At 50.9% G+C, this 14,149-nt stretch carries 16 protein-coding genes; 4 read left to right on the top strand and 12 right to left on the bottom strand.

All coding sequences use genetic code 11. The annotated features are described in order from the left end of the window. Positions 1-294: 294 nt before the first annotated feature. From SH451x_RS17240 to SH451x_RS17185, 12 genes are all read right to left on the bottom strand, one after another. Entirely contained in the window at positions 295-2,964 is a 2,670-nt protein-coding gene (locus SH451x_RS17240) for a hypothetical protein (protein WP_479358226.1), read from the bottom strand. Beyond that, positions 2,961-3,230, bottom strand: a complete 270-nt coding sequence (locus SH451x_RS17235) for a hypothetical protein (protein ID WP_479358225.1) — start codon at positions 3,228-3,230, stop codon at positions 2,961-2,963. The genes SH451x_RS17240 and SH451x_RS17235 overlap by 4 nt, the downstream gene beginning before the upstream one ends. Positions 3,231-3,232: 2 nt before the next feature. Continuing rightward, the gene (locus SH451x_RS17230; protein ID WP_479358224.1) at positions 3,233-3,613 is read right to left on the bottom strand and encodes a RusA family crossover junction endodeoxyribonuclease; all 381 of its coding nucleotides are present in this window, start codon (positions 3,611-3,613) and stop codon (positions 3,233-3,235) included. Positions 3,614-3,699: 86 nt separating this feature from the next. Next, positions 3,700-4,149 (bottom strand): DUF669 domain-containing protein, encoded by a 450-nt coding sequence (locus SH451x_RS17225; protein WP_479358223.1) that lies wholly within the window; start codon positions 4,147-4,149, stop codon positions 3,700-3,702. 59 nt (positions 4,150-4,208) lie between these two features. Next, positions 4,209-4,946: an ATP-binding protein gene (locus SH451x_RS17220; RefSeq protein ID WP_479358222.1), complete on the bottom strand. Its 738-nt coding sequence runs from the start codon at positions 4,944-4,946 to the stop codon at positions 4,209-4,211. A gap of 19 nt (positions 4,947-4,965) precedes the next feature. Beyond that, the gene (locus SH451x_RS17215; protein WP_479358221.1) at positions 4,966-6,012 is read right to left on the bottom strand and encodes a PD-(D/E)XK nuclease family protein; all 1,047 of its coding nucleotides are present in this window, start codon (positions 6,010-6,012) and stop codon (positions 4,966-4,968) included. 306 nt (positions 6,013-6,318) lie between these two features. Continuing rightward, entirely contained in the window at positions 6,319-6,558 is a 240-nt protein-coding gene (locus SH451x_RS17210; protein WP_479358220.1) for a hypothetical protein, read from the bottom strand. Positions 6,559-6,642: 84 nt separating this feature from the next. After that, positions 6,643-7,233, bottom strand: coding sequence for an RNA polymerase sigma factor (locus SH451x_RS17205; protein ID WP_479358219.1), 591 nt, complete (start codon positions 7,231-7,233; stop codon positions 6,643-6,645). 749 nt (positions 7,234-7,982) lie between these two features. Then, positions 7,983-8,219, bottom strand: a complete 237-nt coding sequence (locus tag SH451x_RS17200; RefSeq protein ID WP_479358218.1) for a hypothetical protein — start codon at positions 8,217-8,219, stop codon at positions 7,983-7,985. 6 nt (positions 8,220-8,225) lie between these two features. After that, on the bottom strand, positions 8,226-9,248 hold the full coding sequence (locus tag SH451x_RS17195) for a hypothetical protein (RefSeq protein WP_479358217.1): 1,023 nt from the start codon (positions 9,246-9,248) through the stop codon (positions 8,226-8,228). Next, complete coding sequence (locus tag SH451x_RS17190) at positions 9,229-10,407, bottom strand: hypothetical protein (protein WP_479358216.1); 1,179 nt, start codon at positions 10,405-10,407, stop codon at positions 9,229-9,231. The genes SH451x_RS17195 and SH451x_RS17190 overlap by 20 nt, the downstream gene beginning before the upstream one ends. 241 nt (positions 10,408-10,648) lie before the next feature. Further along, positions 10,649-11,065 carry a hypothetical protein gene (locus tag SH451x_RS17185; protein ID WP_479358215.1) on the bottom strand — a complete coding sequence of 139 codons (417 nt, stop codon included), beginning with the start codon at positions 11,063-11,065 and terminating at the stop codon, positions 10,649-10,651. A 224-nt stretch (positions 11,066-11,289) separates the two neighbouring features. Between SH451x_RS17185 and SH451x_RS17180 the strand changes: the two genes are divergently transcribed. The 4 genes from SH451x_RS17180 (at position 11,290) to SH451x_RS17165 (ending at position 13,977) form a co-directional block, all read left to right on the top strand. Further along, positions 11,290-11,460: a hypothetical protein gene (locus SH451x_RS17180; RefSeq protein WP_479358214.1), complete on the top strand. Its 171-nt coding sequence runs from the start codon at positions 11,290-11,292 to the stop codon at positions 11,458-11,460. Positions 11,461-11,534: 74 nt separating this feature from the next. After that, on the top strand, positions 11,535-12,029 hold the full coding sequence (locus SH451x_RS17175) for a DUF2924 domain-containing protein (RefSeq protein ID WP_479358213.1): 495 nt from the start codon (positions 11,535-11,537) through the stop codon (positions 12,027-12,029). Continuing rightward, on the top strand, positions 12,026-13,585 hold the full coding sequence (locus SH451x_RS17170; protein ID WP_479358212.1) for a recombinase family protein: 1,560 nt from the start codon (positions 12,026-12,028) through the stop codon (positions 13,583-13,585). The genes SH451x_RS17175 and SH451x_RS17170 overlap by 4 nt, the downstream gene beginning before the upstream one ends. Beyond that, positions 13,579-13,977 carry a hypothetical protein gene (locus SH451x_RS17165; protein ID WP_479358211.1) on the top strand — a complete coding sequence of 133 codons (399 nt, stop codon included), beginning with the start codon at positions 13,579-13,581 and terminating at the stop codon, positions 13,975-13,977. The genes SH451x_RS17170 and SH451x_RS17165 overlap by 7 nt, the downstream gene beginning before the upstream one ends. Positions 13,978-14,149 lie beyond the last annotated feature (172 nt).

The following is a 14,149-nucleotide window of genomic DNA, read 5'->3' as shown; positions in this document are numbered from 1 at the left end:
GGTCGGTTTATTGGCCTGCAGACGTTGCAGACGTTTCGGACGTGTTTCCCTATACGATCTACATACGGGGAAAAACACGGTGTTTACCCTCCCAATAACTAACTGGAGATAAACGTCTGCAACGTCTGAAACGTCTGCATCCACCAATGAAATTGCAGGTTGAAACGTGCAGACGTTTGGAAATCTTTATGTCTGCAAACCGTTCGAAACGTCTGCAGGCGAAAGTCGTGACACCGACGCAAAAGCAGCCAAAGCAATACAAACGACCGGCAGTATTAGTTCTTTTGATACTGCTCATGAAAATAGCTCCATTTCTGCAGACGTTGCAGACGTGTGATTATCGACGTCTGCATGTCCGACGAGTTCGCTTTGTGACGACTCTAGAAAGACCTGATACTGCGTGTGTCGCCCGCCAGAGATTCTTTTGAACACTGCGAAGGTACCGTCATCGAGGCTGAAGCGCTCGCCGACGAATCGACCCGCTAGCTTGCCCATGCGCGTGGTCTGAGAGCGTGGGGTTCCGTCTCCAAGCTCGGACTGCAGCACAAAGTTTTTGTTCGCGAGGTCTGTTAACTCAGATGACGACCAAATCCCCTGCTCATGCCTTGCGAGCACGGTCACAAGCTCCTCGAACTCGCGGCGAGTGTCGTCCATTTCACTAGCTGCATCCTCGGCATTGGCCATGAAGTCCGGTTCACCATTGGCATCAAGAATTCCGCCAATGATGTTGCCCCAGCCCTTCTTGTTGAACCGCGTTTGAATCTTGGCTAGAGGCATACCGCTGGCCTTCCAGCGCTCGACCATGTTCACCAGTTCGCCGAGCAACTGCAGGCGATGCGTCTGAACGTACGCCTCCGGATCGTCCATCGAGAAGGATCGCTTCGTTGGATCACCTTCGTGATGCAGGTTGATGACCACGCAACGTGTGATAAGGTCGCGACTCACATCAGGCGAGTTAGCAGTGATGCAGAACAGATGCGAATTCTCAGCTCGGATCTCTTGTGAGAAACCCAACAAACGAAATGACAAGATTGGATCGGTAATCGATCGCTCGAGGCAGGCCGAATCGATCTTGGGATTGCGACCACGGGCCTTGGCGTTATCGATGATGATTGTCGTAACGCCACGCCGGACGATTGTTCCCAGTCGCTTCTCGAATTCCTCGTCGTTCGCGTTGTAAGATGCAGTTTCCACATGATGGCCATCTCGAAGGATTGCCAAGATTTGTGCTAGAACCGATTTACCAAGCTCCGGTTGATTCCCGTTGAACAGCGCAGCAGGCTTGGAGCCGATGAAACGTGAGACGAGCAGACCCGTTAGCAGGATGCCGATGTAATTCGTGCGATCAGCCGGTTTCCTCCAACAGAAATCTCGCAACAACGTGTCGAGATGCTTGGTCCCTTCGACTGGCTCAATATGTGGACCAGCATAGTAGAAAGCAGACTGGGGATCGAAACCTGGACTGACCATCCGCCAATCCTCCGTGTAGATAGGATTGTGGCTGAACAGCCGAATTGCAGGCAGCCGTTCACGTTGGCCAACGTTGTTAAGCCAGGTGTTCGCATATGAAGTTGGCAACGGCTTGTACTCTCCTCCATCTTCGTTGACGAAGTAGAATTCGACGTGCTGATTGAGCAGTCCTGTTAGTTCCGCAGATGAGAGCACCGGCGAAATCGATTGCGCTCGCACCACAACCAATTGCTCCACCCGATTGAAACAAGAGCCGGTGGCAAGCAATCGATCGGTGATCTGGCCCATGGTTGCGGCCACAGGCGTTGAGCGCGAATCGATCGTAATGGTTGGTCTTTCTTCCGGCTCCTCAGCCTGTTGGTCGCCGGAAGGGGCAGTTACCGTTGTGGTTTCGTTTGGCATACGCTTCTGTAAGCGATCGCACAAAGTAGCCCGCACATCGTACTCGCCACTTTCCCAGGTTAAGTCGAAATAGCGGCGACCTTGCTCGGCGAACTTGCCGACAGATTGCAACCGTGTCCAAACTTCATCCTTCGCAATCCCACTTCGAATTGCATAGCAGCAAACAGCGAAGTCGGCCTCAGAACGCGTGCCTTCCGAAGCGATCGTACAAGCGGCGATAAGCTCCGAGAGCTTGTCGGACTTGCCAGCCGATAACTTACGAACGGCCGGCAATGGCATTGCCTCAATCTGCCGTTGGCGTTTGGTGGCTTCACATGACTTCGCGAATTTCTGAAAGGCATCAAGGGAATATCGCCGGTTGCTATCGCATTCGATCAACTCTGCCGTGACTGGTTCGCGACCATTGCGTTGATCCTTTCGATTCAATGTGCCCGGCAGTCGTAACAACCGAGTGAGGTCAGTTGTATGGTCGCCGTTGATCGCTGCTGCGATGCCCATGAGTAAGTCTTGGGCCTGCAGTGCTTTGAGGCTTGTCTTGGTTAAATGCTGGCGTCGATCTAAGAAAACGCGATCCTTGCCATCAAGGATGTATCGCCTTGGCTTTTTGCGTCCGTCGCTTCCAATGGACCATTCCGTTTCGACGGGAGGTGGATCGCCGACATCGTCGATCAGCAGTGTGCGATCTAAACGCCAATACAAATGCACGCCGTTGCCGCTATTGACAATAGCAGTGGGCGCAGGGATCGCCTGTGAATTGCAACGTTCGATAGCTTGAGCAACATTGCATCCATCCAGATCGGCCCAGAGACATCGGACAATACGAATCTGCCAAGCTAGGTCAAACCGTCCCTTGTTACCAACTCGTGGACAGACGCCGAAAAACAAGTTCGTACGCTCAGACTCGGAACTTGTTTCCAGCCGAGCCAGCGTTTGTTCGAGTGTCGTCGCCTTGGCGGGCCGGTAGCATACATTGCTATAGTCAACACGGCTGCGCTTTCGTCCACCTTCAGTCCATACTTCCACAGGACGAAAGAGGATGAGGTCCGATGGCTCGAACAATGTCGTTAATAACGTGAGCGATGGGTGGTTCAAGTTGGGCCACCTTTATTTGGTTCCTCACCCAACGGTAAACGCACTCCCATCGCCTTCAAAACTCTTAACCCGTGATGGGTCTCACAAAACTGGACTACCGGTTCGTTGGCATCAGCTAGAGAGGCAAGCTGAGCCCATGTAACTCTCTTCCATTTTCGACAGCGATACGCACGAATGGAGATGCCCGAATCGTCAAAACGAACGACTAGAATAAGACTCGGCAAATGCCGAACGATTGGGCGACTGAAACGGGTGAGTTGCGACATGGCTAAGCGATCTCCATAGCGGGAGAAAGCGTCTGTGATTCGGCACCATCAATCTGCACTTTGATCTGGCCCATGGGTTTCGAGTCGTGCTTGATTGATAGCAGCCAAACTACTTGCGAGTCATCCCAGAACACCCCAGCGTGTTGAAGTGCATCTAAAATCGATTTTTGAGCATTGTCCGCATCCCTGCGCCGATCGTCCGGGGGGAAAATGTCGATACGAATGGCGATCGGTCCAAGCAAGGGCTTGATGCCTTTAGCGATCGCTGTTTTACGAACTTGCGCCCGATACGCCCGAGCGTCTTTCGATAGTACCGGTCGACCGCGATAGTAACTGAAGCAATGATTGATCGAAGGTGGGTACGTCAGCTCAAGGTCGATCACGGGGCATCCTTTCAGCTACTATTGCAAACACGCGAGGTGTCCTTCCGAACCACCTCGGCGTCTTAACACGTTGAATCTAGGTTCAACTAAAACGGCATATCCTCGTTGCTACGACTGCCCGCGGTTGAACTTGGAATTTGCAAGCGTCGATTGAAGTAGACGTTCGTGTAGTCGCCACGAGTCCGCTTCGTGACTTCCAAAGTCGCATCGAGCAGTTCTTCAAGTCGCCCAGCCAATTCACTGAACTTGGCAAGTTCCAACCCCAGCGTTTTAAGATCGCCTTTCACATATGGCAGCGATGCCTGGGTAATCACCGAGTTCTTGAAAATGTGGCGGCCAGCTTGCGAGCCAGAGATCACTTCCAAATCCCACTTGATCATCGGGTCTCCCTTCTGACTGTTCTCAAGCTTTACGGTTTCAATCCGTACTTGATACTTGCCATCGGGCACTTCGTCGTACTCGGGCGCGTCGATCGCTTCAAAATCATCGTCGAAGGCGGAAAGGTCTGGAGCGTTCGTATCTTCAAAATTGGTCATGCTATTATCCTCATGAATGAGTGTTTGTTATGGAAACTGAAAGAACGTTCGAGACAATATTATTTGGTTTTGGGTGCGACAGCTTTGGCCGGCGCGCCACTGTTGAAAGCTTGGACGAAGGCGTCGTAATCCAGCGGTAAGATTTCTGGTAAGCGACCGGTTCGATCACCTGCTTCGTAAGTCGGATGGGGCTTCGTGCGTAGCACACGCTCAATCGTTACGTTCCCAGCGGCATCCTTGCGTGAAATTGAATCGCCGTACAGAATGATGTCGACCAATCCCAACACGACATTGCGTGCACGGTCGGGAAGGCTAGGTTGCGTCTTGGTGTATTCCCCAGTCCGCGTTTCGATCGTCTTATCCATCGCGTGCGAGATAAGGATCAACCCGTAAGGCAAGCTGGCTAGCCGAGTGAGCACGCGGTGCCATTCGTTCTTGACCAGAGCCCAGCCCTTGCCGTGGCCCATGTCGCCCTCGTACTCGATGCTGTGTTTAGCACAGACATGGTCCGAGCACATCTTGAAAGCATTGTCGACCGTGTCGATCACGATGGTCTTGAAGTTGTGATCGCCCTTGGCAATCAACTTGCAAGCTTCCAAGAATGCCTCCCATGAATAGGTCGGTACTTTGAAAACCTCTAAATGGTTGAGGCCAGGCTCGCATTCAAAGAACATCGCTTCAGGAAATTTTGCTGCGAAAGTGGATTTTCCGAGCTTGGGAACTGCGTACAAAAGTAGCGTCTGCTTGCCAAGTTCTGTCGCTGGTTTAGTCTTCTCTTTAGGTAAAGTTATTGTCATAAGGTATCTTTCTACTAAGTTAAAAAACGGGTGATTCGGAATCTGTTTGTGTCAACTCTTCGTTAGGCGATGCAATCTCGTATAAGTTGTCAGCGACGTTGGGATTGAAACCCGACTGGCAGTAAGCGAGATACTCGCACGGACGCTGAAATGAAAAACAGTTGGAGGTATTCAGCAGCCATTTGCCGCGGCGTTTCGCATCGAGGTATTGCTGCGTGATCTCCCACACTTCATCCTGAAGCATCGCTAGTCGATCTTCGGAGAGATAAATGAACTCACGATGGAACGCTTCGGGACGCGAATACCATTCAGTCAGTCGCAATTGAAATGACTCGTCAGTTTCAGGCAGCTGTCGCTTGGCCGTTGACTTGCCGCTCTTGTTCTTGGCAGCCAACTCTGCTTTACGAACTTCGTACTCCGCCTCTGTTTCACCGGCACTCTGCTTGAGGCGGCTCTTGAGCAGGACGTTATAAATCACACCGACAATTGGATAACCAAGCTCGCGGAGATAATGGCAGTACAGTGCAATCTGCGTATCGGTCCACAGCTTATCGAGATAGCTTGCGTCCACCGATGCAGCCGTCTTATGCTCTAGCAAGTACATACCGTCGTGGCATCGGACTATGGCATCAACCTTGCCTGCGATGCGGAACGTCTGGCTTTGCCGGCCAGTATCCGGATTGCGAATCTCGCCGACAAACTCTTTTTCGACTTCGACAACTTCAAACTCTTCAACGGCGTAGCGTGCTGCATATCCATGTAGAATTGCGGTTGCCAGATGCCACTTGGCCATCTGATTGCTGTCGACAACGCGGTTTTCAAACGCATCGTCGATATAGGCAAGCACGGTTCGCAGTCGTGATTCAGCATTGTTCGAGCGATACCAAAGTTCGAGTGACGTGTGGATCACGCTGCCAAACGACAATGCCTCAGCTCGTTCGCGAGGGCGAAGGCTATCGACGTACCGGTTCTTATACTTTCTTGGACAATTGCGAAAAGTATTGAGCGCCGAGTAAGTCAGCAGCGTCTTATCGTTCGCTTCGGTTTGGGTAACGATTTGGGACATGGTAATCAACTAGATTCGAAAAATGTTATTCGAGGTAACTTGGTACGTAGGAATTGGGAGGATCGATGGCGATCCCGTTGTGGCGCTTTGCGCCTCGTTGGCCTGCCAGCACCGCTTCCGACATTGACCCTAACTGGGCGTTAATCCGAGCGCATTTTTTGCAAATGCGGTTGCCAGCATTTCTCGAATTAAACTTCTCGTTACACTTGAGGCAGACGCGCAGTGCGGCTTCATTGGGACTTATTTGCTTACTCATGATGTGGTGCAGGTTGAGGCGAATAGGCACAAACAAATCAGAGTCGGCTGTTAAACGACAACCAACTGTTCGATCTCAAAGTTTCCCGCGGCATCAGAGGTGACTAGATACTGTCGGAAGTTGATTTGAGTGACGAAACGGCTGCTGAGCGGAAGTTGCAGCCGCACGGCATCGCACGCACTGATGAAGTCCGCGGAAGCGGAACTGAGTCGTTCTGCATCACGAAGGTAGCGCGACACCGCCATGGATATGGCCACACGATGTTCGATACTGATTTCTGGATTACTCATGGATTTACTTTCTTAACTAGTGCTTTTGGTGGATGACTTATTTCCCTATCTCTAGGGTTACACGGAACAGAGGCGAAACGGCGATCAACGACACAGATATTCTTGAAGTCCTGCTTCACGGAACCGTTCTCGGATTACAGCCCAGTGGCTTCTGATCGTGGATCGCGGAATGTCCAACGCTCTAGCAGCGGCCGTCATCGACATCGTTTTGCGCAGCTCGACCAGCTCCTGTTGATCGGGAGTCAGAGTTTTGATGACAGCCTCCAAGTCGTGCGCTAAAGAAATTAGCTCTGTGGGGCTGAGCCTCGGTTTGCGTTCCAGGCGTCGATCGAGTTCGTCCTCGCCGATGACCTGGGCAAGTTCTGTTGAACCTTCAAAGGCAAGGTTTACGTTGGTGCTTAACGAGACGGGGCGTTTGCCCCGGCGCTTGGCTCCATGATTGCGAGCGAGGTTCCGGCTCGTATTACTCACCACCGTGCACACAAATGATTTTGGGTGCCCGACGTCAGCGTTAAACTTGTTCCAGCATTCGATAACTTTTGAGAGTAAGTCCTGGGCGAGTGACTCTCGTTCGCGTTCATCAAAATGACCGTTTCTGATCAGGCGATCGGCATATTTGTGAACGACTTTAATCGTAAAGGGATGGGTTGCGACTTCCTCTGCTGTGATTGGCATTGAGCAATCTCCAAAGCAGACCTACCGAGCGAGCAACAGGTCCACTTGCGAAGGCTCGCTGGGCCGAACTGCTCCGCGTAGTTTTGATTCGCGGACTAAATTCAGACCTGTTGCCCTCTACTGGCGAAAATTCCCAGGTCGCCAAAAAATGCCGCGAAATTCGTGGGTCACACAGCACGAAAACGTGGGAAAAGACTGGAGATTAGAAAAAAGAAAATCTTTGAAATCGAAAGAAGTCGGTTTGGGAATTTCCCAAGAGCCATCGCATGGACAGCGGGCACTACTCTTGTCCCAACTTTTTCGAACCATTAGTACAAGTCGAAATCTGCCCAGAAAGGGCTTGTCATACGATCAGAGAAAGAGCGAGAACTACGACAGCAATGCCACGAATCCCACCGCGCCAGAACGTACCACCGCGACAGAAAATCGAGCCTCGACCGCTAACTTCGCCACGGCAACCGTCACCCAAAGTACTCGGTGAAAAGAGAGGTCCATACCCACTGAGACCGAACATCATCAATAAAGAGGCAGTACTTAATGATGAGGAATCTAAACAAGCCGACTGCGCTGAGTAGCAGCCTTGCTGTGGATCACAGATGAAACCGGAGTCGGCGCTCAAGTGATGGACAATAGCGCACGCCATACAAGTATGAGAGACGCCCAGTCGTGAAGAACTGTTGAAGAAAAGCACGCGATAGTTCTAAGTACCGCGGGCCTGATGCAGAGAGCGTGCGCTTGTCTGCACCACTTTACAGCAGTTCCATGGCAAAATCTTTTCGTGAACTTTCCGAAGCGATTTTGGCTTTGCCGCTGAGCCATTCATCATCGCAAGTTAACTGCCGCAGCGATATGGCCGAATCCCCCGAGGCGTGGAAAGTCGCAGTGGGATACGATGTGAAGTGTCTGAACATTGACCGCCCCATCGAACGCATTTTGAAAACACACTGCAAGGCCTTCTCGTTATCTGCTAGGTCATCTGTTCGCACGGATCTCTACTCGATATGAAAAACGGTTTTCCAGCCTTTGCGATCTTGAGTCAGTTCGATTGGCTCGTCGTCGATCGAAAAGAATTGTTTCAACTGTTGGTTAAGTAACTCCCTTCGTTTGCGATTCTTTCGGCAAGCACCAGGACTAAGCCAAGTCATCAGCCCATGGTTTACTGACAACGTGTAGAGCAACTCCCATTGTTTGGTGGGCTTACCGCTTCTTGAATCCACCATCCCCATTTGCGCGAACGTCAGAACTTGAGATTGATCGCCCATTTTGATACGAACCTTTTCGCTGTCGAGAAATCGCAAGCTGATGAGTTCCCACTTTGTGCATGTGTCGATTTGCAAAGCAGACGTGCTGACAGGTTTACTCGGCCGTCGATGGAAATCGCGAAAGTTTTCGATATGCGATTCAGCAAACTGTGTTAATTGCCAAGTGCCATTGGACCTTAAGTCAAGTGATTCGTCTAAAGCCAGCAGCAAGCAATCGCGCTGCCCCAACAATCCAAGCACATCAACCGCGACATGTTGATCGGTCGGCGTAACGACAACAAACGGTGAAGAAGATTGTTCCATCATCTCCTTCACCGCCCAGTACATCTCTTGGTCGCTGCGACACGCCGTAAAGTAGACCGGTACCGGACATTTGAGAGTACGAAGGACGCCCAGAGAGAACATATTGACACGGTTTTTAGATGCCTGCACTTTCGCGCTGAATCCGACCAAGTCGCCCATGAGCTTGGCGAACATGAGAATGTCAAATTCGACGCATTGAACTGCGGTTCTATTGAGCGTGATCGTGAACCCTGTATGTTCATCCGTACCAAAGTACATATCGTCATCCCATTCCACGACAAGCAAGTCAGAATAGCGATTACACTTGTTAGGAACTGAGCCCGCGATACGATTCGTTGTACGCAAAAATTCCAAACAGTCATCGTAATCGTCTTGGAGCGACAATTGCCAATCCAATTGAGACGTTGACAGCGCTGGTAGCGACTCAAGCTTACGCCAAAAGCTGTTCACGCTTGGCTCCATTCTTAGGTCGCTTTGTTTGATCAAAACCACAGGCGCTCATCCACTCCTCAATGTGTATCGCCTCTGGGCCACGAGAGTGAATCGCAACGTTGGGCGGACGAAGCCGGACCGATTTTTCGTCGCGGCACCCGTCAACCTTCAACATGAACGTTGCCTCTTGCAAGAGTCGCTTGTTATTCAGGTTCTTCTTTTCCGAATCCAGCCAACCGAAAATGTTGCTGGCTCGGCGAATTGTTGTCGCGTTGTAATCGCCACCATCGTAGAGTCGCAGTTCGGTGCAACGTACACTTTTGATGCGGTCAATCTCACCGCGCTTTAAGCAAGCTTCTCCATATTGCTGCAAAGGCGATAGCGAATACTTGTCACAACTCGGAAAGCAGTCTGGATCGTCGAACATATGTTTGCCAAAGAGACGCAAGTACAATTGCTTTTCTCGATCGGATTTAGCATGAACGCGTACTTCCCCGAGCATTTTGTTGAAGATTAGCGCATCGCACTGGACCGGTCGATACGCGACATCGCCAAATTGACCATCATCAATACACTCTTCGCGACGAAACAGCGTGCCATGACGAATCGACAACTCTACTTCGTAGGGACCTTCGAAGATTTCTATCTTGGATCCGCGTCCTCGATGGCGATCTTCAAACCATGAATCCAAGTCTGCTTCAAATTGGAGCAACACCTCATCATGTGGACGCTCATAGATTGGAATTGATGAATGCGAGCACTGATAGTAAACGAATGCTCGAGTTCGTTTCAGTTTGCAGCGGGCATGAACTTGCAGTAAGCGGTCGTGTTGTTTGAGCCAAGCCGCCACGACGAGGTCGGCTGGCGTATATTTGCCGCTGGCTTGCAAACCCAACTCCTCGTTAGACAATTCATCACGGAGCATATCAACGGATCGTGGCGATGCCATCTCATCGATCATGCAGACTGCCGCAAGAAGATCGTTGGGCATACCATGATCCGCATTGCTAAGCGCCCTAATGATTCGGCGGTGGTCTATCTTTGAGGGATCAACCACGTTTGCATTGAATTCAGCAAAGAACTCTTTATGTGGCTCGAGCAACTGAACAAGTCGCTCGGGATCAATGGATTGTAAAACCTCGGGCCGGGTAAGTCTTGGAAGCCGTACTGTGGACATAATCTACCTATCACCATCATCTAAACAAACAACACAAATGCATGAACCTTCCTTTAAACAATTTGTCGCATTCTCCATTCTGCCGACGTCAAATGATCCGTAGCGAGCGGCCTTCGGTTCCACCGAACTCCATGTTTTGCATCCGTTCTCCATCCGATGGCCAACAATCCTCGGACACTCCTTTTGGCCGCCCTGCTACCGATCGATATAGCTATCATTCCGAATCCGGTGACACGTTCGGTCACGCAAAATCGGAATTTTCAAATTCTTCGGAAAAGTTGATTCCGCTGCTGTAAAGCGTGGAAGTGTTGGTAATCACACGGATGACACGGCCTTGGGAATCGTTGATAACGACCAAAATCCCAGGCATTCCGTGCTGGTGACGAAAACTTCGGTAGTCGTCGGAATCGAGCAAATCGAATTCGAAGTTGCGAAGATTCATGGACAGCGGTCGATCGAAATCGAAATCACCGAATTCCAAAATAGACGCTTCGATGATGATGACATCAAAGCCAAGAATCGCGGGACAAGCTTCCAGTTCAAGATTCAATCGACAGCGTATTAGGTCCGGATTCCCCTCGGACTCGTGCATAATGTCGATGATTTTCTTCGCGTATAGTCGCAGTGTTTCTTCCGAAATTCCACAAAGCGTATGCATTGGTTACTCCTTTTTCCAAGTGGTCAAAAACCTTGGCGAAGAGTATCCAGATGCAGGTGACACGTTCGGTCAAACGAAATTTCTTTTTTCGCCGACTTTCTAGAACGACCGCTTCCGCTAAACATTTTGCGAATCTTAGCCGTCCTTTTCGCCAAAGCGCCCTTGGTCCGTGTAACCCTAGAAGTAGGAGAACACGATTTAACAACCAAGACTTAAGGCCCACGATGTCACGACGATACGAAAACGCTTCTGTTAGTCCCGACCAGCGACGTACTGAACTCGCGAGGATTCTTGCTACTGGCCTGATCCGGCTAGAACTTGAAAAGTTGCGCGCTGGTATCAATTCAGATCACGATTCTGCAGATTCTGCGCGAGAACGGCTTGAAGATTCTTGAGATTCACTGCTCTGTGTGTCCACGCGAGTTAACTCGCCTCTGAGTTCTCAACCACAGCCAAGCCGAGGGAAGAAATGAATATAGATCGAGAAGTTGCGCTCATGCAGAAGATGAGCGTCGGAGAGCTTCGCAAACAGTACGGCGAAGTGTTCAAAGAGTCCACCAATGCACGTAACAAAGTGTGGCTCATCAAACGTATCGCCTGGCGTATGCAAGCGAACATCGAAGGCGATTTATCGGAACGTGCACGACGTCGCGCATTGGAGATCGCCAACGACGCGGATATTCGCATGATGCCACCGCGCCAACAGCAACCGCAACCAACAGCAATTTCTCAACCAAGCACGGTAGTGGTGAAAGTTGATTCCAAGCCCGCCAAATCACTTGCGGTGGGACAGTCCTTGCAACGCCATTACAAGGGCCAAAACATTGTCGTCGTTGTAAAGAGCGACGGTTTCGAATGGGAAGGTCAGAAGTACAAGTCGCTTACGGCAGTAGCCAAGGCGGTGACAGGTAAGCACTGGAACGGTTTTAACTTCTTCCGTGTCCAGGGAGGCAACGCTCAATGAAAAGTCGTACAACCACGAAACACGAGCCTAGAAAGACTGTGCGATGTGCTATCTACACTCGCAAATCAACTGAAGAAGGACTCGAGCAAGAATTCAACTCGCTCGATGCGCAGCGTGAGGCGGGTGAGCTTTATATCAAGAGTCAGAAGCACGAAGGCTGGGAGTGCCTTGATACAAAGTACGATGACGGTGGCTTCACCGGCGCGAACATGGACCGGCCCGGGCTACGAAGCTTGCTCGCAGACATTGAAACTGGAAAGATTGATTGCGTGGTCGTTTACAAGGTGGACCGACTGAGCCGAAGTCTACTCGACTTTGCACGGATCATTGAAATCTTCGACCGTCACGAAACGACCTTCGTGAGTGTCACGCAAGCGTTCAACACTGCCTCGTCGATGGGCCGCCTGACGCTCAACGTGCTGCTATCGTTTGCCCAATTCGAACGGGACATGATAAGCGAGCGCACCCGGGATAAGATGCGGGCGGCCAGGCGGAAAGGTCGCTGGGTCGGCGGCAAGCCGATCCTGGGCTACAACGTCGCCAACGCTAAACTTATCATCGACCCGTTCGAAGCAATCCGCGTTCGCGAAATCTTCGATCTCTACATCGACTTAAAGTCGACTCTGCAAGTTGCCCGCGAAATCAATCGACGCGGCTGGCGCATGAAACTATGGACGACCAAGAAGGGAAAGGATATCGGAGGCGGCGAATTCGACAAGAATAGGATTTCGGCAATCCTGACGAATCCAACTTACGTTGGGAAGGTTGAATACGAAGGGCAACTATTGGTGGGACTGCAAGAAGCGATCGTTGATCAAGCAACCTTTGATCGCGTTCAAGAGCTGCTCAAAGCCAACAGTCGACAAAAGAAAGGCATGAACCAGTGCAAACATGGTGCCTTGCTCCAGGGACTGCTACGCTGCGGGACATGTGATTGCGGCATGAGCCACTCGTATGCGAAGAAGGGATCTCGGCTCTACCGGTACTACGTCTGCCACAAAGCGCAAAAGCATGGTTGGGCCTCTTGTGCTTCTCCATCCCTGCCTGCTGGCGAAATCGAGAGCTTTGTCGTAGGTCAAATTCGAGCCCTTGGCCAGGATCCGGGCGTTTTACGCGACACGTTGGCCCAGACGCGGATTCAAACGCAAGCCAGCGTAGAACGGCTCAAGAAAGAGAAGAACGCGGTAGAACGCCGGATCCTCAGCAGCTACGAGCGGCTTAACAAGATATTGGCCGAATCAGGGGCTCAAATGGACGTAGCAAAGATTCAAGAGCAAATACGAGAGAAGGAGCGGCGTTTGGCCGAGCTTATCGACGACATGGCGATTGCGTCCAGCGTGACTATAGATGAAAGCGATGTTCGCGAGTCACTCGGTCGCTTCGACGAACTTTGGGAAGCACTTCAGCCAGCCGAACGCACCAAAGCGATTGAGCAAATCGTCGAAAAGATTCATTACGATGGCCGAACAAGTGAGCTATCGATTACCTATCACCCAATTGGCCTCAAGACATTCAACTGTGAACATCAACTAGAGGAAGAACCATTTTCATGCTAACTGCCAAACACAAGCTCGAGTTTAAAACTGGTAAGCGCTCTGCGAAGACAATTGTCAAAGCAGGGGACATACCAGATTCACAGCAACATGTTCCGCGTCCATTGCCCCGTATTACTAAGATAATGGCCCTTGCCATCCGGCTTGACCACCTCATCAAGTCTGGCCAAGTTACCGATCAAGCTGAGCTAGCCCGCGTTGGCCACGTTTCTCGCGCAAGACTTACGCAGATCATGGACTTGAACTTACTTGCTCCAGATATTCAGGAGGAGATCCTTTCTACACCTGAAGCAGTTACCAGTCACCATAACCTCACGGAAAAACGTGTTAGAATTGTGTCCGCCATCATGTCATGGCGTTCGCAACGAAAAGTTTGGCGCAGTTTGGGGTGCTAAACCTTCGAAATCTTAAAGGCACATCGGGGGACGTTCGAATGGTGATCATCAAGAATGACGATTTAACTTATACTTACTGGATTGACGCAAACCGCGGCGGATTTGTGATCAACTGTGAGCGGAGCATGTCAAAGGATACGGCCCGATTACATCGCTCAGAGTGCTCGCATAT

It is taken from the genome of Njordella aestuarii (assembly GCF_056494165.1).
The sequence above is the reverse complement of the archived record's forward strand: the minus strand, read 5'-3'. Positions and strand labels throughout refer to the sequence as shown.